Genomic DNA, 20,301 nt, shown 5'->3' with positions numbered 1-20,301 from the left:
CCCGAATGAATGATGTCTATGCTGAACCGGATCGCTCCGGGACAAGCCTAGCCTTTAAGAGCCCCGATCGTAATCCCCTTGACGAAAAAGCGCTGGATGAACGGGTACAGAAACACGATCGGACCGATGGTCAAGCACACCGTGGCCAGCTGCGCGCCGTAAGTCGGCACCGCCTGGGTGTACACCGTCGAGCTGCCGCCGACGTACGAGCTGATATTGACGTTGGAGATGATCTGGCGAATCATCATCTGCAGCGGATGCAGCTTGTAATCGTCGATGAACAGCAGCGCGAGGTAGAAATCGTTCCAATACTGCAGCGCGTAAAACAAGCTTACCGTCGCGATGACCGGCGTGGAGATCGGAAGGATGATGCGGAAGAAAATCGTCAGGTCGTTGGCCCCGTCGATCGTGGCCGCCTCGTTGATCTCGTAAGGCAGCGTCCGGAAAAAGGAAACCATAATAAACGCGAAGAACGGGTTGAGCAGATAAGGAAGAATAAGCGCCCATATCGAATCTTTTAACCCGAGCGTGTTGGCGATCAGAATATAGAAGCCGACCAATCCCGCCCCGAAAACCATCGTGAAATACGTCAGAAAAGAAAGAATGCGGCGGTATTTCACTTTGGGATGGGCCAGCGTATACGCGTATGCCGACGTGATCAGCAGCGCCAGGCAGGTGCCGACGACCGTAACGGTCACCGTGACCAGATAGCTGCTGGCAATCTGCTTGCCCGCCATCGTGTATTGGTAGGCGTACAGCGAGAATTCCTTCGGAATAAGCAGCATGCCGTTGCTCTTGATGCTGCTCTCCGCGGCGAACGAATTCACGACGACGAGCCAGAACGGCAGGATGCTGACGAGCGCGAACAGGCCGACGAAGGCGTAGACGGCGATCGCGAAACCTTTTTCCGCCAGGGATCGGTTTTCTCTTATGCGGGTTTGCATCGATGATGTCCCTCCTTAAAACAAGGCCGAGTCCTTGTCCATTTTTCTGGCGACAGAGTTGAAAATGACGATCGTGATCAAGCCCATCACCGACTGATACAGGACGACCGCGGACGATTTGCTGAAATCGCTCAGCACCCGGAGCGCCCGGAACGTATACGTGTCGATGACGTCCGTCGTCGAATACAGCGCGCTGTTATCGCCGATAATGCCATAGATCATGCCGAAGTCTCCGTAGAAAATCCGGCCGACGCCAAGCAGGCCGAGCACGATGGCGACGCTGCGAATGAGCGGAAGCGTAATGTGGACGATCTGCTGGAACCGGGTCGCTCCGTCGATCTTCGCGCTTTCGTAGTATTCGCCGGAGATTCCGGTAATTGCCGCCAGAAAAATAATCGAATAATAGCCCGCGAATTTCCACACATAGATCAGCGTCAGGAACGCCGGCCACACTTCCGCTTTCAGATACCAGTTGATCCTCTCTCCGCCGAACGATTCGATCGTCCGGTTGACGATGCCGTCGGTTGTGTTCAGGAACGAGAACGCCATCATGCTGACGACCAGCCACGAAATAAAGTACGGCATGAAGATGAACGACTGGGCGAGCTTCTTGAACAGCGCCTGGCGGATTTCGTTCAGGAACAGCGCCAGCAAGAGCGCCAGTCCGAGCCCGAAGACGAGGAACAATCCGTTCAGGATCAATGTGTTCAGCGTAACCTTGTACCAATCGCCGCTCATGAAGAAAAACTTGAAGTTGTCGAAGCCGACGAATCGGCTCCCCCACAGTCCGTCCGCCAGCCGATACTTCTTAAAGGCGATCAGATGGCCGTTCAGCGGGATGTAGGCGAATACGACCAGGAAGGCCAGTCCCGGCAGCGCCAGCAGATACAAGTATTTGTTCTTGACGATTTCCCGGATAAAACTCATGTTGCTTTCACCTGCTTCCGTTGGGGAGTGTGGGTTGGCTCATGGGTCCATCATAGGGCGGGCCGTCCCGGTTCGTATAGTTCCGATACCGGCGAATCGGTTCTGAAACCGGAAAAAGACCGGGTTCTAATTGCGGAAGCGCGGTTGTCGCGGCGGAACTTGCTCCGACCAGTACCGTGCTGCGGGCTTATCCGCTCCGATGAGAGCGGTTTGTCCGATTAGGACCGTGCGGCGAGCTTATCCGCTCCCTTGAAGACGGTTTGTACTGCCCGGAGCGGCGGCATCGAGGCAAAAAAAGCGTACCCGAGCTAAGTCGGATACGCTTGCCGATTGTCGTCTCGCGATCAGGACGGCCGCTGCGGCCGATTGTCCCGGTATTGGCTCGGCGTCATGCCCGTCGCTTTCTTGAACGTGGTGAAGAAGTTGCTTTTCGTCTGGAAGCCGGAGCGTTCCCCGATATCGGTCACCGTCCAATCGGTCGTCTCCAGCAGCTCCTTCACCCGATCGATCCGCCGCTCCATAATATAGTCGGACAGCGTCGTGTCCCACACTTCTTTGAACAGCTGCCGGATATAGCGGGTCGACAGCGACACGTGCTCCGAAATTTCGTCGATGGTCAGCATCGGGTCGTGCAGATGCGTTCCGACGTATTCGACGATCTCCTTCACGATCTCGTCGCGGCGGCTCGCTCCCTTCTTGTTGCTCAGATCGCCCATAATTTCCCGCAGCTCCTGCGAGAGCCAGCCTTTGATTCCGGCCAGCGTATCGAATCTGTCCAGAATGCTCTCTATTCTCTCGACCGATTCGACCGAAGGCAGCTTATTGAACGTTTTGAACAGCGTGTACAAAATCAAAGAAATCTGGAACTTGCTGTCCGCGTAACGCATCGTCTGCATCGGTCCGAAGATCCGGTCCAGGCTCTCCTCGACCTCCTCCGCCTTGCCCATCCGAATCCGCTTGATCAGCTCGTCCAGCAGATGGTCGTCGGGAAGCGGCTGCACGCGCGCCATGAACGCTTCGAAATCCTGCTCCAGATACACTTTATCCTCGCCCGAAATAAACTTCAGCATCGTCAGCTCGCGAATGTGCCCGTAGATCGCCTTCAAGTCGTCTCCGTACGCGTTCGGCCCGCTGACCGCGATCGTGAGGCCGATCCGCGTCCACCGGACGACCTGTCGTCCGACCTCTTCCATCGCTTCGACGAGCTTGTCCATCGGAATATCCGAACCGGACAGCAGCACGACCAGGTGATCCCCGCCGAGATCGACCGCTTCGACGGACCAATAGCGGTCGACAATTTCCTCGGAAATATTGCCGATCGCATATTTGATCAGCTTCCGCGAGGCAAAATTGTACCGCTCCTCGAACAGGCTGTACTCGTTGATCCTCAAGACGCCCACATGAAGGCTGTCCCCGTTGAGCAGCGCCGTATGCTCGCGAAGATAGCTCTCGACCGGCGCGATCAGCTTGCCCTGCACAATCCACTGCCGCAAATATTCCGCCTTGATGACGCTCTTGTGCTCCCGCATCGAGCTGTCCAGCTTGTCGACTTGATCCGCCAAAATTTCGATGCCGGAGCGGAGCACGTTGTATTCTTCCCGGGGGCCTTCGCCCGTCTCTCCGTTCAGGCGCGAGCCCAGCTTTGTCTCGAGCTGCTCCGCCAGCTGGGAGAACGGCTTGTAGGTTCGCCGCGAATTCCAGAACAGGACGCCGAGCATCAGCACGACGAACAATACGGCAAAAAGCAGCATTTTATTGCGGAAGGAATCGAAGTCGGAGCGAATTTGCTCCACCTTCGCGGTAATGTACAATGTCCAGCCTTGCGGATCGATTCTGGCGTATTGAACCGACCACAGCTCGCCCTCGTAGCGATGGGTGAAGCTCCCCGCTTCGTCCGCGGACCTCTGCGCCAGCTCGGCGTACAGATCCTCCGCGCCGTTCGCGCCCAGCACGACTTGGCCTTCGGAATCGAGAATGAAGGACCTCATGCCCGACTGGCGATCGTCCTTAAGCAAATACTGCCGGATCAGCCCGGTCTCCATCACCATAACCAGATAGCCGAACGATTGCTGACCGGAGGGCACCGTGGGAATGACCAGCGCCAGCTTGCGCTGCCCGTCCCGCTCGTACGAAATAAAATTCAAATAGGACCTGCGGGGCTGCATGACGATATCCAGAGCCGCCTGGTCCGGAAACCGGGCAAACGACGACAATCCGAATTTCAAATCGAGGGCGTGCTCGGTGCGCATGTTGAACAAATAAATCTCTTCGATGAACGGTTCCGTCGTCCTGAAGTTCGCCGCCGCTTTCATCGCGTCGACCTGATGCTCCGGCGTCTCGGTCTTGTCCGTCAGCCACAGCTGGATGCTCTTGTCCTGGTACATATTCAAGCCGTAAGCGATCATCTTCCGGAATACGAAACGGGAATTTTCCTGCGCGTGCTCGACTTCGATCCGGTTGACCTTGTCGATCTGCTTCAGCGCGTAGCTGGAAAACTGCTGCGAAATCAAATACACGAAGGGAATCGATACCAACGCGAACAGGATGCACAGCGCCAAAAATATCCGAATGTACTTCTGCCTCGGCATGAACCGTTTCATCCGCATCCCCCTCTGTCGGCCGGGCGGCCTCTCTTCGGAAAGTATAGGGCGTCGTCCCCCGCAGTACAAGTGCTGGAAGCGGAAATCGGGTTTTGTTTTCGGAACAGTCCGCGAAAGTCCTTCATTTGAGCCGATCTTCGGCCCCGGCGCCGGAACTGGATAAAAATGCAGAGGTTTTCATAGAATCCTCCCCTACGAAGTTGGGCGGGCAATCTCTACAATGTTTTTGGAAGCGTTTACGCTTCGGTGCGTTCGGACGCGAAACTTGCGAGGAAGGCGGTGGCGGACAACGGAATTCGACTGAGCGAACGAAGGCGCATGCGATTACTTACGGAAACATGAACGTTCACGAGTATGAAGCTGACAACGAAAGGAGAACAATCATGAAACGGCCATTATGGAAAAAAGGAACCGACCGCACCGCGAAGCTGCTGTTATCGGCGCTGCTGTGTACCGGTCTGTTCGAAGCGATGCCGTCTCCGGCATCGGCCGACGTGCCGCCGGTTGTGAACGGAAAGGTTATCCACGTCGCCAAAAACGGCAGCGACGCCAACCCGGGCACGGCGGCCCAGCCTTATTTGACGATCAACCGGGCGGCGCAAGCCGCAATGCCCGGGGACGCCGTCGTCGTGCACGCGGGCTTGTACCGCGAGACGGTCAAGCCGGCCAGGGGCGGCACGGACGAAGCTCATAGAATCGTCTATACCAACGCGGGCGACGGTGAAGTCGTGATCAAAGGCTCCGAGGAAATCGACAGCTGGACGCGCCATAACGGCGACGTATGGCGCGTGACGCTGCCGGGCAGCTTCTTCGGCGATTACAACCCGTATACGACCCGTCATCCGCAGGGCGGCGGCGGAGATTTCTTCCCGGTATACACGGCCGGCGACGTCTACCTGGACGAAGTCGCGTACAGTCAGAAAGGCTCGCTGAGCAACGTGCAGTCGGCTCCGAACACGTGGTATGCGGAAACGTCCGGCGGCAGCACGACCATTTACGCGAATTTCGACGGGGCCGATCCGAACGCCGCGCTGGCGGAAATCAACGTCCGCAAGCAAATTTTCGCCCCGGACGTGTGGGGCTTGGGCTACATTACCGTCGACGGCTTCACGATGAAGCACGCGGCCAACACGTATTCGGACTTCCCCGGCTCGCCGTCGAGGCGGCAGGCAGGCGCAATCAGCGTGTTCGGCGGCTTGAAGTGGATTATCCAGAACAATACCGTCATCAACGCACGCACGATCGGCATCGACATCGGCTTGACGAACGACGAATGGGCGGGCAACCGGCCGGGGACGACGCGGACAAACTTCCGCAGCACGGCGCTGTACGGCTCGCATATCGTGCGCAACAACTATATCGCCAAGAGCGGACAGTCCGGCATTGCGGGCGTGTTCTCGTGGAACTCGGATATTCTGTACAACCGGATCGAGGACACGAACTACCGCGGGGAGTTCAGCGGCGCGGAGACGGCGCCGATCAAGGTGCATTACATGAACGAAGGGCTCATTAAAGGCAACTACATCCGCAATTCCAAAGGCGGCAACTCCGCCGGCATCTGGACGGATTGGGGCAACCAGAACGTGCGCGTGACGGGCAATATCGTCATGAACGCGCCGTGGGGCTTTTACGCGGAAGCGGTGCACGGCCCGATCCTCGTCGACAACAACGTGTTCATAGGCAACAGCGATATTCGCATGCTGGACGCGACCGGAGTCGTGTTCGCCAACAACCTGTTCGTCGACAATGGCAATATCAACGTCGACGGCGGCGGCCGGGACGCGTACTATTTCGCTCCGGGAACGATGAACGAGACGACGCTGTCGACGGCGGTCCAGAAGTTCCATTGGTACAACAACCTGGTCCAAGGCTCGACGCTTCCGAACAACGCGCCGAACAAGACGCATATCAAGGAAGGCAACGCCACGGGGGCGATCTCCAATTTCGCCTATTCCGCCACGCGGGAAGGACTGAACGTCAGCTTCGACTTGAATACGTCCGGGATCGGCGGCCTGACCCGGGTGACGAAGCAGCGCGTCGGCATCATCCCGAACGCGAACGAGAGCATCGCTGCGGACGTCAACGCCGATTTCTTCGGCCAGCCGATTCCGGCGACGGGCGTCATGGCCGGTCCGTTCGCGAACGCGCACGGCGGCAGCAACTCGTTCACGCTGTGGCCGCCGCAAGGGCAGACGGTTCCGATGCCGCCGACTCCGAACGAGAACGCGCTGGTCAACCTGTCGCTGAAGCCCGGCGTTGTCGCGACCGCTTCATATCAAGACGGCTCGTACACCGCCGACAAGGCGATCGACGGCAACGGCTCGTCGCGCTGGTCGTCCGACCACAGCAACGACAACAACGCCTGGATTCGCGTCGATCTCGGCGACGTGTACGACGTGCACAGAGTCGTTCTGTCGTGGGAGGCGGCGTATGCCCGGTCCTACAAGCTCCAAATTTCCGACGACGGCGCGAGCTGGTCGGACGTCTATGCCACGACGACCGGCGCGGGAGGCAACGAGACGATTCCGGTCCGGCAAAACGCGCGGTTCGTCCGCATGCAGGGCGTCGCGCCGCAGACGCCTTACGGATACTCGCTGTATGAATTCGAAATCTACGGAACGCCGATTCAACCGGTCACGTCTACGAACGTGGCTCTGAACAGACCGCCATCCGCCTACACGGCGTCCACGCAATCGAACGACGGCAGCGGCGAGACGAACAGCCAGCCGGCCAACGACCGCTCCGCGTTCCGCGCGTTCGACGGCAATCCCGGCACGCGCTGGGGCTCCCACGGCGGCCATACGAACTGGCTGCAGGTCGATCTGGGGCAGACGCACGTCATCGACAAAGTCGTGCTGATGTGGGAAGCCGCCTATGCGAGCAAATACGGCATTCAAGTGTCGAACGACGGCAATTCATGGACAAACGTCCATACGCACGAGGCCGTCGCGCCGGGCAACCATACCGACGAGATCCCGCTCGCGCAGCCGGCCGAAGGCCGATACGTCCGCATGCAGGGCATCGAGGCGGCGACGCAATGGGGGCTGTCGCTCTATGAATTCGAAGTATACGGCAGGCCGAAAACAAGCGGCGGCTCCAGCGGTGGTCCGGGTCCGGGTGCAGATCCGGGTCCCGGGTCCGTTCCGGATATTCCCGGCAATCCGCTGACGACGGCGCGGTCTTCGACGTATCCTGCGGCGTACGCCGACTGGGAGGACGGCTTGCTGGCCGGCGACGGCAAGCAGGGCATTATCGTCTTCGGCAATCCTCTCCAGGAGACGGTCGTGTTCAACGACCGGGATTTCTTCATGGCCCGGTCGGAGTCCCGCCCGCATCGCACGTTCAATACGGTCAGTCAGGCGAATATCGACCAGATCCGCAACCTGCTGATCGCCGGGCAATACCAGCAGGCGAACCAACTGGCCGCCAACGTGCAGGGGTACCAGGGCGGGGGCGAAGGCAGCAAGCATCCCGGGTTCAAAATGACGATGACAATGGCCGGCAGCGGGGCGATCTCCGGCTACGCCCGTTCGACGGATTACGCCAACGGAACCGTGTCCGTCGAATGGAACGATAACAAGGGCGCCTGGAAGCGGACGTCCTTCGTCTCCCGCCCGGACGGAGTGACGGTGCAGTATTTGCCCGCGCCGAACGGACAGAAGCTGGACGTCCGGCTCGAGCTGGGCATCGATCCGGGGATGAATTTGCTGAACAAAGGCGTGACGTACGTCAACAACTCGAACGTCGATTACCTTAACCTGCGGGCCAAGTATGCCAACGGCACGTATAACGCGGGCTACGAGGGCGTCACGCGCATCGTGACGGACGGCGCGAAGACGATGAGCGGCGGCGCGGTGTCGGTTACGAACGCGACGTACGTGCTGCTGCTTACGCTCACGCAGCGGTACGACGGCACGTTCGAAGGCGGCACGCCCGCGGAGCAGCAGTGGAACCAAGGGCTGCTGCAGGCGAGGCTGGCCGCAATGAACGCCGACTATGCGGCGCTGCTGAGCCGTCACACGTCCGCTCACCGCGCGATTATGGAACGCGTCTCGCTCGATCTCGGCGCCAGCGCCGCGGATCGCGCCAGGACGAACGAAGAGCTGCTGGCGATGCAGAAGACTTCGTCGACGCCGATCCCGGCGCTGCTCGAAAGAATGTTCTACTCCGGCCGCTACCATCTGCTTGGCTCCAGCAGCGCCACGGCTCCGCCGGATCTCCTCGGCAACTGGACGGGCGACAGCAACGTCGGCTGGGACGGCTACTACCATCTCGACGCCAACCTGAATTTGCAAATCTCGAGCGGCAACATCGGCAACATGCCGGAAGCGATGGCGGGTTATTTTCACATCAATCGTCAATGGCAGGAAGATTTCCGCACGAACGCGCGGAAGCTGCTCGGCACGAGAGGCATGCTTACAGGCGGCAATACGCCGAACGGCGAAGGACTCATTTCCAATATCAATTTCGATTATCCGTATCAGTACGTAACCGGCGGCGAGTCGTGGCTGCTGTATCCGTTCTGGGAGTATTACCGGATTACCGGCGACACCGCCTTCCTGGCGAACGAATATTACCCGCTCATTCGCGACATGGGCGACTTCTACGAGGACTTCCTCGTCCGCAAGGACAGCAACGGCAAATATATTTTCGCGGGATCGATCTCGCCGGAGAACCGACCTGCGGGCGGCGTTCCGCTCACGGTCAATTCGGTGTACGACATTGCCGGAGCGAGATTCGCGCTCGAGACGCTGATCGAGACGAGCCGGACGCTCGGCAGGGACGCGGACAAAATTCCGGTCTGGCAGGAGAAGCTCGCGAACCTGCCTCCGTACTTGATCAATAACGACGGCGCGTTCGCCGAGTGGGCATGGCCGGATCTGATGAATCGCAGCCAGTACCAGCACCGCCATTCGAGCGCGATGATGCCGATCTGGCCGTATCGCGAGGTGACGGCGGAGAAGAACAGGGCGCTGTACGACGCGGCCCGCGTCTCGCTGCGGAAGAAGGACGAGGGCAGCTACGAGAACGCCGGCCACGGCTTGCTGCACGGCGCGCTGGCGGCCGCCAACCTGAACGACGCCGACTCCGTCAACGCCAAGCTTCTGCGCTTCGCCAAGGACGACTACTACTATACGAACATGGCGACATCGCATTACAACAATCACGGCGTATTCGCGACGGACGTCGTCAACTCCGTTCCCGCCGTTCTGATGGAAATGCTGGCCAGAACCGACAGCGGAACGCTGGAGCTGCTGCCCGCGCTGCCGAAGTCGCTGACGAGCGGTTCGATCTCCGGCATGCTCGGCAGAAGCCGCTTCAAGATCGACGAGCTGAGCTGGAATACGGCCAACCGCTCGGTGCGGGTCAAGCTGACGTCGGCCGTCAACCAGGATTTGACGCTTATCCAACGCGCCGGCATCGAGAGCATCTCCAGCCCCGACGTCGCGATCGGCGCTTCCCCGCTCGGCGACATCGCGCGCATCGTGCCGCTGCGGGCGAACGTGCCGGCGACGATCGAGCTGACGTTCAAGGACGCGGCGCGGCTCAACCTCGCTCTGGGCAAGCCGGCGAGCGCGCTTACCGAATCGAACGCGCAGCAGACGGCGGCCAAAGCGTTCGACGGAGATCCGAGCACGCGCTGGGCCGCGCACGAGGGAGCCGACAACTGGCTGCAGGTCGACCTCGGCGGCGTGTACGCGCTGAGCGAAGTGGTCCTGCAATGGGAGGCTTCCTACGCCAAAGCCTATCGGCTGCAAGCTTCCGTCGACGGCTCGAGCTGGTCGGACATCTATACGCAGAACAATTCGAACGGCGGAACGGAGCGGATCGCGGTGAACGCGCTCGGCCGTTACGTCCGCATGCAGGGCGTGCAGAAGTCCGGCCAGTGGGGCTACTCGCTGTATGAGATGGAGGTGTACGGAGGGCAGGAGCCGAATATCGCCTTGGGCAAAACATATGCTTCCTCGACGGCGTCGAACGCCCAGCAGACGGCGGACAGGGCGTTCGACGGAGACCCGAGCACGCGCTGGGCCGCGCACGAAGCGGCCGACAACTGGCTGCAGGTCGATCTGGGACAACCGTACGATGTCCGCCGCGTGGAGATCGATTGGGAGGCTTCCTATGCGATAGGGTATAAGCTGCAGACGTCCGCGAACGGCCAGACGTGGACGGACGTCTTCACGGAGACCAACGGCGACGGCGGCACCGACGTCGTCAACCTGAACGCCCGGACGCGGTTCGTCCGGATGCAAGGCGTCCAGAAATCCGGCCAGTGGGGCTACTCGATCTACGAGATGAAGGTATACGGCACCCCGGTCAGCTGATCGGCGGCTGTGTAAATAGCGGCAACAGGCTTTCCGGGATTTAACTCATTCGTTCTATCCTACAGGCAGAGAAGAAGAACGCCACGCTTCCGCGATGGAAATCTTCTTCTCTGCCTTTTAACCGCCAACTAAAATCGGAAACGGATCGCACCACTCGATAGATGTCATATTTTAGAAGTATGCTATAATAAATCCACAATGCATTCTGATAGGATGTGAGGATTGCCATGTTCGTGAAGACCAAGATTTTTATAAGCTCAGTCGCTCAGGACCGGCTTAAGCCTCTACGAGAACATCTGTGGGATTTACTCCGCGAACTTGGTCATGAACCGATGTTGTTTGAAAAAAACTTCGGAGCTTGGGATTCTCACACTAATCCTGTCGCAAAATGTATGGAATGCGTTCGTCAATCTGATGCATTCTTGCTTTTCATTTCCAACAATGCCGGAACTTTTTACGAACACTCGCAGCGGACTGTAACTCATATGGAACTCATCGAAGCCTGTAACCAACGTAAGACGATACTTGTTTTTGTGGACAGCGATGTGAAGAAAACCTATTTTTCCAAAGCCAAGAACATAATAGATGAGTACGTAGAGGCTTATAAAGCAGAAAATTCTTCAATTCCAAACGCCTCAGAAATAGTTGCGGCACTTCGTACAGCGGAACTATCCTCTCACATTGATCCCTATGTATGGTTTTTCGTTCATGACATTGCTGCAAGGGGGATCTTTTTCGAAAGCCTAGACCTTGCTGTTGCTCCCGACTGGAAAATATACTTCAGCGATTTATTGCGGAGAGGTATCCAATTAATGCCGTTCAAAGATGCAATTGAAACGAATGAACGCCAATTGGAACAATACGATCAATTCTATGATTTGCTGACAAATACTCTGGCAAATGTAAATTTCACTGAATTTCGCAGGCTTACAGCTTTTTTGGAATCATTCCGACGTTCGATCAAAGGCGACATCGTGGAACACGACTACGGCTTTGTTAAGGAGGCGGTTGGCTCTTTCAGCGATTGCTCCGCTGTCACCTTGTACAAACTTCAAGAGGATCGCATGGTGACGATGGGAAAGACAGGGTCTGCCACCGGGGATGATTATTATTTGCTGGACAACAAGGATTCCTTTGTTGCGCTCACGTATAACAACCCCGATGATCAGGTATTCTTTAAAGAATCGAACTTTACCTTTTATTATTGTCTGCGTCTCCCAAAACATGTAATGACATTTCATTTGCCATGTGGGCAAGAATGGAATACGAACAAGTTCATGGCTTTCAAAGATAACGTTATACGTGTTATAATAAATAAAAATGCATTGGCTTTTGATTTTGCGCGAATGCTTTTAGGAGGGATGCAGCATGGCGACTAAGGTTTACGTATCCTTGAATGGAGTCGTTAGAGAAGCGGTTGGTACTCAGCCAAAAGACGCGCTCTTGTTTGCATCTTCAACCAAAAGCGCGGCGCAAGTTATATTTGAACAACGAGCGACCCGAAGGAAAAACAGTCAATTCATTAAAGAACGTCTCGATGAAGCGTTCAAAAGATAAACATACCGTGTAGTGAAAAAGCTATCCTGTAAGCAGAGGATAGCTTTTTTGTTTAAAATTAATCATGAGGAAACCGGCAGAATCCAATCTGTCATGTCGGCATTGGCTGCCTCTCTCGCACCGCCGCTTCTTCCCTAGCGACTCTCCCGATACTCCTTCGGAGCGCAGCCGGCGTAACGCTTGAAGATGTGCGAGAAATATTTGTAGTCGCTGAAGCCGACCTTCTCGGCGACGACGGACGTCTTCGCCCCGGGCTCGGACAGCAGCTGCTTCGCCTTCTCGATCCGGTAGCGGTTCAGCCATTCGATGAAGTTGACGCCCGTCTCCTCCTTGAACACCCGGCTCAAATAATTCGGCGTCACGTACACGACGGCCGCCACGTCGGCCTGGCTGATCTCCTCGCGGTAATGCTCCTCCATGTAACGGATGGCGGTCAGGATCATGCCCTTGAACTTCGCATTTTTGTTGTCCTCGACGAGCTTCATCAACCGCAGCAGCAAGCCGCCCATCCCTTCCTTCAGCTTTCCGAGCGTGTCGAACCTTTCCAGCTCCCGATACGGATTGAAGTCGGGACGGAGCGCGTCCGCCGTGTCGATGCCCATCTCCTCGACGCCCCCGGACGCGACGAGAAGCAATCTCCCGCATATCGTCCGGATTTTGTCCGCTTCCACCTGCAGGGCGAGAAACCGTTCGAAAATCTGATCGAGGGCGTGCTCCAGCCCGCGGGCGTCGAGCGTTTTTAGACAGTTGGTGATCACCTTCTCTTCGTCGGACGGATACAGCACCGTTCGCGCCCCATCCGCCTGCTTCGGCTCGCGGTAGTGGATCAGGCTGCCTCTGCCCTCGTAAATTTTGTTCTTGAGCGCGGCGAACGCCTCGGCGTACGCGCCGCTTAAATCCCGGAACTGCTCGCGCGGCTTCCCGATTCCGACGGAAACGGACAGCTTCAAATACTGCCTGACACCCTGCTGGATTTCCCTGCAGATGCTCTCGATCGCAGCGGAGGACAGTCGATCCCCGCATACGAATCCGACAAGATGGTCGAACTCGCTGTAGCCGACGAATCCCGAGAGACGCGTCGCGATGATTTCTTCGGCGACGTTCATGACGGAATACCGGATCAGGTCGCGTTCGGCCGCCGTCAGCGGCTCCGTCATGAGCGCGAAGTCGTCGATGTCGATCGCTACGACGGCGAAGCGGCTTCCCGTCAATTTGACCTGCAGCGGTTCGGCCCGGCCGTATACTTCCTCGCGATCCGCGTCGCCGCCCCGCAGCAGGCGATTCAAAAAATCGGACTGGATTTGGGGACGATTCTCGTTAAAGACGTGCTCGCGCGACTGTTGATCGCGCTTGACGGCTTCGACCTGCTCGATCTCCTCGCGCAGCCGCCGCAGCAAGGCGACGAGCTCGTCCGCGCCGACCGGCTTCAGCAAATATTCCTGAACGCCGATCCGCAGCGCCTCCTTCGCGTAAGAGAAATCCTCGTATCCGCTCAGGACGACGATTCTCGTGTCGGGAAGCTCCGTCTTCAGCCGCCGCGCCAGCTCGAGTCCATCCATAATCGGCATGCGGATGTCGGTCAGGACGATGTGCGGCTTCGTCCGAAGGGCGAGCGCGAGAGCGTCGCTCCCGTTGGCCGCCTCCCCGACGATCTCCATCCCGTACCGCTCCCAATCGATCGAGGTTCGAATGCCCTTGCGGATCGTCGGCTCGTCATCCGCCAGCAGCAATTTCATCATGAGGTTCGCCTCCTTGCAGATAAGGTTGCCGAACGGTGACCGTCAGGCCGCCTCCGGCCTCCGTCCGAAATGAAAGTCCGTATTCCGCTCCGAAGAACAGCTGGATTCGGTCGTGAACGTTTTTGAGGCCGAAGCCCCGGTTGCCCTGCCGCACCTTCTGCAGCAGCGACAGCAGCTCCGTCTCGTCGGCGCCGACTCCGTCGTCCGTTATCCGGTACACCAGTTGTCCGTCTTCCCGGCCAATTCGAATCCGGATCGTCCCGCCGGAGCCCTTCGGCTCGATGCCGTGGACGATCGCGTTCTCGACCAGCGGCTGCAGCACCAGCTTGACGACTTTGCACGATTCCAGCTCGCCGCTCGTTTGGATGTCGAATTCGACGCTGTCCTCGTACCTTTTTTTCTGAATGGTCATGTAAGATTTCAGATGCTCAAGCTCCCGTTCCACGCTCGTCAGCTCGTTGCCGCTGTTCAGGCTGAGCCGGAACAGCTTGGACAGCGCCTGGATCAGGTCGGAGCTTTCGTTCGCCTTCTCCATCCGGCACATCCAGTAGATCGTGTCCAGCGTGTTGTACAGGAAATGCGGATTAATCTGCGCCTGCAGCGCCTTGAGCTCCGCTTCCTTCCGCTTGATCTGGCCGGCGTACACCTCGTTGATCAGCTCGTCCAGCCGTTGGGACATCCGGTTAAAGCTCGCGCTGATCAGGGCGATCTCGTCGTTGCCCTTGATCGGAATGTTGACGTCGAAATTTTCCTTCTCCACCGCCCGCATCGATTTGCGAATGCGATTAAGCGGGCCCAGCACGTTATGGGAAAACAGCACGATCATCATCAGGCAAAATACGAAGCAGCCGAGCATGACGTACAACGTCACGTTGCCGATCATCTTCGTGTCGCTGAACAGCTCGTTCATCGGCACCAGGTTGATCAGCTTCCACCCGGGCCGCGCCAAGTCGTAATGCGTTTCAATATACGGAGCCCCGTCCAGCTCGGCCTGAAAATAGCCCGAGGTCCGCTCGTACAGGCGCGGATCGTCGTAGGCCGCCGCTAGCTTCGTGCCGATTTTCGCCTTGTCGAGCGCGGAAATGATCGTTTTGTTCTCGTCGACGATGAAGAAGTCCCCGCTGCCGCTGAGCAGCTTGCCCTTGTAAATGTCGGAAATTTGCTCCTCCGCGACGTTGATTTTGAGAATGGCCAGATCCTCGGACAGGTCGTCGATGTTCTTCAGCACCTTGACATAGGCGAAGACGCGGACATCGTTGCGGTTGTATTCCTGAACGACATCGGCGATCCACTGGCCTTCCCCCCGCAGGGCCAGCAGCTTCTGCTCCTGCTCCGGCGCAATCGTGTTCGTGCTGCTGGCGGAATCGAAGACAAGCCCGTTCATGCCCTGGACGTAGATGGAGAAAATGCCCGGTCGGAAGACGACGAACGTGTTGACCGCGTTTTGCGCGGACAGCCGCAGGTTGGGAGAACGCTTGATCTCGGCCTCCGGAATCGTAAAATGGTTCATGAACGCTTCGTTCTGCCACAAGTAGAGCATCGAGTTTTTCATGTCGCTGAACACGAAATTGATGTTGTCGGCAATTTGCTGCACCGTATTGAAATTGGAGAGGCTCACCTTCTCCTCGATGACGTCCGTCGATTTCTTGTAGGAGAAGCCGCCGACGATCGTAAGCGGAATAAGGACGATAACGAGCGAGAAAATCATGATTTTGTACTGCAGACTGAAAAATTTCGGCTTCAGCATAACGCCCTCCCGATGTCGACGTCTGTCGTCCCGCGCGCGCGAATGCCGCGTTTTCCTCTACTATACACAGCCTCGAATCGCCCTGTAAAATGAAAATCGCGCGATAACTCCGTTTCGGACAAAGTCGAATAAATCGCGGACATTATCATAAAAAAGCAACCTGTGAAACCGTCCGGAGCCTTCGTATAATGAAGACGCAAATCGGAAAGCACGACAAAAAAAGACACGATCAGGAGGACGTCATGAAAACAAAACGTCTACAAGCAGCAGGTCTGACTGTCGCCTTGGCAGTCGGTATGGCCGCTATCGCGGGATGCGGGGGCGGCAATACGAACGAAAGCTCGCCTTCTCCGGCCGCGAGCGGCGCGTCCGGTACGCCGGCGGCATCGCCTGCCGAGCAAAAGCCGGTAACGGTAACGTTCATGAACATGTGGCCGAAGGACAGCACGGAGAACATCGCGACTTCCGTGCGGGCCCAATTGGAGAAGCTGCAGGCGGAAAATCCGAACATTATCGTCCAGGAGGAGTCGATCGGCGATCAGAACGCTTATTACACGAAGCTGAAAACGCTCGCCGCGTCGAACGATCTGCCCGACCTCTTCGTCAGCAAAGGCTCCGAGCTCGCCATGTTCGCCAAAAACGAAACGGTCGCCTCGCTCGACGGTATCCTTGACGAAGACGCGGCCTGGAAAGACGGCTTCCTGCCTTCGTCGTTCAACGATCTGAGCAGCGGCGGCAAGACGTACGGCATTCCGTTCTCGATGCTGGCGACCTCGGTCGTTTACTACAACAAGGAAATTCTCGCGGACGCGGGCATCGCTTCGTTCCCTCAAACGTGGGCCGAGCTGGAGGCCGCCATCGCGGCGCTCAAAGCGAAAGGCGTCACGCCGATCGCCCTCGGCAACAAGGAGCAGTGGGTGGCGAACTCCTGTATCCTCAGCGCGCTCGGCGACCGCTACACGGGCTCGGATTGGTTCTACGGCATTATTGAAAATTCCGGAGCGAAGTTCACGGACACCGAATTCGTGAACAGCCTCGCGGCGTTCCAAAGCCTCGCGAAGCAGGGCGCCTTCAACTCCGATATGAACAGCATCAATAACGACCAGCAGAAAACGCTGTACTTCAACGGCAAAGCCGCGATGTTCCTCGAAGGCAGCTGGGCGATCGGCGCGGTTAACGCGGCGCCGCAAAATATCGTCGACAACACCGAAGTGGCCGTGCTCCCGTCCGTCGACGGCGGCAAAGGCAATCCGCTCGCGACATCCGGCGGCTCCGGCTCCGGCTACGCGGTCGGGCTGAAAGGCTACGAGAGCAAGAAGGAGGCGATCTCCGAAGTGCTGAAAGCGATCAGCGGCGCGGACTTCGCCAAGAGCCTGGCGGAGAAAGGCGAGCCGGTCGCCTTCAAGGTCGGGGATTACGACAAGAGCAGCGTCAGCCAGCTTGCCGTGAAATACGCGGAGCTGTCGTCCGGGCTGCAGTTCACGCCGATCTACGACTCCTACCTGAGCCCGGCGACCGTAAGCGTCATGAACGCCGGCCTGCAGGACCTGCTGCTCGAAGGCGTGACGCCGGAAGCGCTCGCCCAGAAAATTCAAGCGGAATACGACAAGGGCATCTGACGGCGGCTTTGGCTTTGCATCGAGCATCATGGCGTTCGGGGGCGGCGGCGCCCCCGAACGGCGTTAAAGGAGCAATAAGCAATGAATCGAAAAGCGTCATTCGGCATCTCGCGGCTCGGACTCGCCGGCTTGCTCGGTCCGAGCCTCGCCATCTATACGTTTGTCATGATCGTCCCGCTGTTTCTGTCGTTCTACTACAGTCTGACCGACTGGACGGGCGGGCCGGTCAAGCGTTTCGTCGGTTTTCACAATTATGAGCTGCTCGTCGGCGACGGCTACTTCTGGCAGTCCTTCAAAAACAACGTCATCCTTCTGGCGCTCACGCTTGTCGTTCAGATCGGACTCGCCTTGGCGCTGACGGCGCTGTTCATGTCGAAGACGATGCGTCTGAAGGAATTTCACCGGACCGTTATTTTCTTCCCGGTCGTTCTATCCGCGGTCGTCGTCGGGTTCGTATGGCAAATGATCTACAGCAACGATTACGGCGTGCTGAACGCTCTGCTGCGGGGCATCGGCCTCGAATCGCTGATCCGGCCGTGGCTGGACGATCCGAAAATCGTGCTTTATTCCGTTACGCTGCCGCTCATCTGGCAGTATCTCGGCATCCCGCTCATGATTTTTTTGGCGGCGGTGCAGAGCATTCCGAAGGATATTTACGAAATGTGCGAGCTGGAAGGCTGTACGGGCTTCAAGAAAGCGCGCTATATTACGTTCCCGCTCATCTACGACACGATCAAGGTCGTCATGATGCTCAGCATTTCTTCGAACATGCTCGTCTTTAGCCACATCTACGTGATGACCGGCGGCGGACCGGGCACAAGCTCGATGGTGCTGGCCCAATACGCGTACAAAACGTCGTTCTCCAGCATGCAGCTCGGCTACGGAAGCGCGGTCACGATCGGCATGTTCGTGCTCAGCTTCGGCATCGTGCTGCTGTTCAAGCGATTGGCGGAGGTGAGGAACTCGTGAGTATTCGGCGATGGCTTGGCTTGTCGGGGTCGTTCGCATTTAATGTCGCCATGGTCGTCTTCTCGGTCGCCTGCATTTTCCCGATCGTCTGGATCGTCTATTCGTCGCTCAAGACGAAGGACGAATTTATGCTGGACGCGGTCAAGCTGCCGCAGCAGTGGGCGTTCCGCAACTACTACAAGGCGTTCGTGGAAGGAGAGATGTCGCAGTATTTCGTCAGCAGCGCGCTGAACGCCGCCGTTACGGTGACGGTCGTCGTGCTGCTGGCGTTCTGCGCGGCATACGCGCTGGCGCGCTTCCGGTTCCGGTTCCGGAATGCGATCTACTCGTTCCTGATTGCGGGCATGCTCATACCGGTGTACGGGCTGCTCGTTCCGCTGTTTCTGCAGTTCAAGCAGTTCGGCTTATACGACAAATTTTACACGCTGATTCTTCCCTATATCGCCATCCGGCTGCCGCTGCCGATCTTCCTGCTCGAAAGCTTCATCCGGACGGTGCCCGCGGAGCTGGACGAAGCGGCGCATATCGACGGGGCGTCCAAGTTCTATACGATGACGCGAATTATTCTGCCGCTCTGCAAGCCGGCGATCGCGACGGTCGTCATCCTCGCCTTCCTCGATACGTGGAACGAGTTCCCGTTCGCGCTCGTGCTCGTAACGAACGAAGCGTTCAAGACGATTCCGGTCGGCCTGACGAATTTCTACGGACAGTACACGTCCGACTACACGACGCTGATGGCGGCGATGGTGCTGTCGATCGTGCCGGTGCTGGCGGTCTATCTCGCGTTCTACAAAAACATCATGAAAGGCATGACGGCCGGAGCCGTCAAAGGGTGAGCAAACGCATGATCCGATTAACGAGACACGAAAACAATCCGATAGTCGCGCCCGGGGGCGCAGGCTGGCGAAAAGCCGCCGCGTTTAATCCCGGCGTCGTCCAGACCGGCGACGGCAAATTTTATATGTACGAGCGGGCGGCGGGCTCCCTTCGGCCGTTCCGGACGAGCATCGGCCTGCTCGAGAGCGACGACGGCGTGCGGTTCAAGCCGGTCTCGGAGCAGCCGGTGTTTACCGCGGACAGGCTCGGCTTTCCCGACGGGAGCGTCGAGGATGCGCGCGTCGTCCGGATCGACGGCCTGTATTACATGTGCTACGCGCTGCAGCCTTACGCGTTCGACTGCTGGCCGACGGGAACCGGGCTGCCGGCGTATTACCCGGAAAACTATCCGCAATGGGCGGACAACGGCGTCGAGCCGATGATTACGCGCTCGGGCATCGCGGTATCCGAGGACGGCATCCGCTTCGAGCAGTTGGCTTACACGACGCCCGCGGACATCGACGACCGGGACAACGCGCTGTTTCCGGAGAAAATCGGCGGCCGTTACGCGATTTTGCGCCGTCCGATGCCATACGTCGGCGAGAAGTACGGCACGGACACGCCGGGCATATGGATCGGCTATTCCGACGATTTGCTCGCGTGGTCCGAGCCCGAGCTTGTCGCCGTCGCGGAAAATCCCGAATGGGAAGGCACGAAGATCGGCGCCGCGGCGACGCCGGTGAAGACGGAGCGCGGCTGGCTCGTGCTCTACCACGGCGTCGACAAGCAGTCGATCTACCGGGTCGGCGCGCTGATGCTCGACCTCGAGAATCCGCGCAAGGTCATCGCCCGAACGCGGCTGCCGATCATGGAGCCGGAAACGTATTACGAGAAGTTCGGCCTCGTGCTCCCAAACGTCGTGTTCCCGACGGCCAACCTCGTCGTCGACGACCTGCTGTATGTTTATTACGGATGCTGCGATACGAGCATCGGTCTTGCGACCGTGCCGCTCAAGGAGCTTGTGGACTATGTGTTCGACCCTGAATCGTAGCAGGGA

12 protein-coding genes are annotated in these 20,301 nt (G+C 58.1%); 7 read left to right on the top strand and 5 right to left on the bottom strand.

The window, feature by feature from the left end:
* Nucleotides 1-47 precede the first annotated feature (47 nt).
* The 3 genes from ACFFT4_RS21350 to ACFFT4_RS21340 form a co-directional block, all read right to left on the bottom strand.
* On the bottom strand, nt 48-944 hold the full coding sequence (locus ACFFT4_RS21350) for a carbohydrate ABC transporter permease (protein ID WP_378050838.1): 897 nt from the start codon (nt 942-944) through the stop codon (nt 48-50).
* Nucleotides 945-959: 15 nt separating this feature from the next.
* Complete coding sequence (locus tag ACFFT4_RS21345) at nt 960-1,871, bottom strand: ABC transporter permease (RefSeq protein WP_378050837.1); 912 nt, start codon at nt 1,869-1,871, stop codon at nt 960-962.
* 344 nt (nt 1,872-2,215) lie between these two features.
* Nucleotides 2,216-4,471: an AraC family transcriptional regulator gene (locus tag ACFFT4_RS21340; RefSeq protein ID WP_378050836.1), complete on the bottom strand. Its 2,256-nt coding sequence runs from the start codon at nt 4,469-4,471 to the stop codon at nt 2,216-2,218.
* 383 nt (nt 4,472-4,854) lie between these two features.
* Here ACFFT4_RS21340 and ACFFT4_RS21335 point away from each other — a divergent pair, with 383 nt between their 5' ends.
* From ACFFT4_RS21335 to ACFFT4_RS21325, 3 genes are all read left to right on the top strand, one after another.
* Nucleotides 4,855-10,797: a discoidin domain-containing protein gene (locus tag ACFFT4_RS21335; protein ID WP_378050835.1), complete on the top strand. Its 5,943-nt coding sequence runs from the start codon at nt 4,855-4,857 to the stop codon at nt 10,795-10,797.
* Nucleotides 10,798-11,030: 233 nt separating this feature from the next.
* The gene (locus ACFFT4_RS21330; protein ID WP_378050834.1) at nt 11,031-12,176 is read left to right on the top strand and encodes a DUF4062 domain-containing protein; all 1,146 of its coding nucleotides are present in this window, start codon (nt 11,031-11,033) and stop codon (nt 12,174-12,176) included.
* A complete protein-coding gene (locus ACFFT4_RS21325; protein ID WP_378050833.1) occupies nt 12,166-12,354 on the top strand; it encodes a hypothetical protein in 189 nt (62 codons plus the stop codon). Before ACFFT4_RS21330 ends, ACFFT4_RS21325 begins: the two co-directional genes overlap by 11 nt.
* Nucleotides 12,355-12,488: 134 nt before the next feature.
* Here ACFFT4_RS21325 and ACFFT4_RS21320 read toward each other — a convergent pair whose 3' ends face one another.
* Both ACFFT4_RS21320 and ACFFT4_RS21315 read right to left on the bottom strand, forming a co-directional pair.
* Complete coding sequence (locus tag ACFFT4_RS21320; RefSeq protein WP_378050832.1) at nt 12,489-14,093, bottom strand: response regulator; 1,605 nt, start codon at nt 14,091-14,093, stop codon at nt 12,489-12,491.
* Nucleotides 14,068-15,840: a sensor histidine kinase gene (locus tag ACFFT4_RS21315; protein WP_378050831.1), complete on the bottom strand. Its 1,773-nt coding sequence runs from the start codon at nt 15,838-15,840 to the stop codon at nt 14,068-14,070. The genes ACFFT4_RS21320 and ACFFT4_RS21315 overlap by 26 nt, the downstream gene beginning before the upstream one ends.
* A gap of 242 nt (nt 15,841-16,082) precedes the next feature.
* On the opposite strand from ACFFT4_RS21315, the gene ACFFT4_RS21310 reads away from it, so the two are divergent.
* From ACFFT4_RS21310 to ACFFT4_RS21295, 4 genes are all read left to right on the top strand, one after another.
* Nucleotides 16,083-17,459: an extracellular solute-binding protein gene (locus tag ACFFT4_RS21310; protein WP_378050830.1), complete on the top strand. Its 1,377-nt coding sequence runs from the start codon at nt 16,083-16,085 to the stop codon at nt 17,457-17,459.
* 81 nt (nt 17,460-17,540) lie between these two features.
* On the top strand, nt 17,541-18,428 hold the full coding sequence (locus ACFFT4_RS21305) for a carbohydrate ABC transporter permease (protein ID WP_378050829.1): 888 nt from the start codon (nt 17,541-17,543) through the stop codon (nt 18,426-18,428).
* Nucleotides 18,425-19,264 (top strand): carbohydrate ABC transporter permease, encoded by an 840-nt coding sequence (locus ACFFT4_RS21300; RefSeq protein ID WP_378050828.1) that lies wholly within the window; start codon nt 18,425-18,427, stop codon nt 19,262-19,264. The genes ACFFT4_RS21305 and ACFFT4_RS21300 overlap by 4 nt, the downstream gene beginning before the upstream one ends.
* Before the next feature lie 11 nt (nt 19,265-19,275).
* Nucleotides 19,276-20,295 carry a glycoside hydrolase family 130 protein gene (locus tag ACFFT4_RS21295; RefSeq protein WP_378050870.1) on the top strand — a complete coding sequence of 340 codons (1,020 nt, stop codon included), beginning with the start codon at nt 19,276-19,278 and terminating at the stop codon, nt 20,293-20,295.
* The last annotated feature ends 6 nt before the right edge of the window (nt 20,296-20,301 follow it).

Source organism: Cohnella cellulosilytica (genome assembly GCF_042431195.1).
Lineage (GTDB): Bacteria > Bacillota > Bacilli > Paenibacillales > Paenibacillaceae > Cohnella > Cohnella cellulosilytica.
This window is presented reverse-complemented; position numbering and strand designations above follow the sequence as displayed.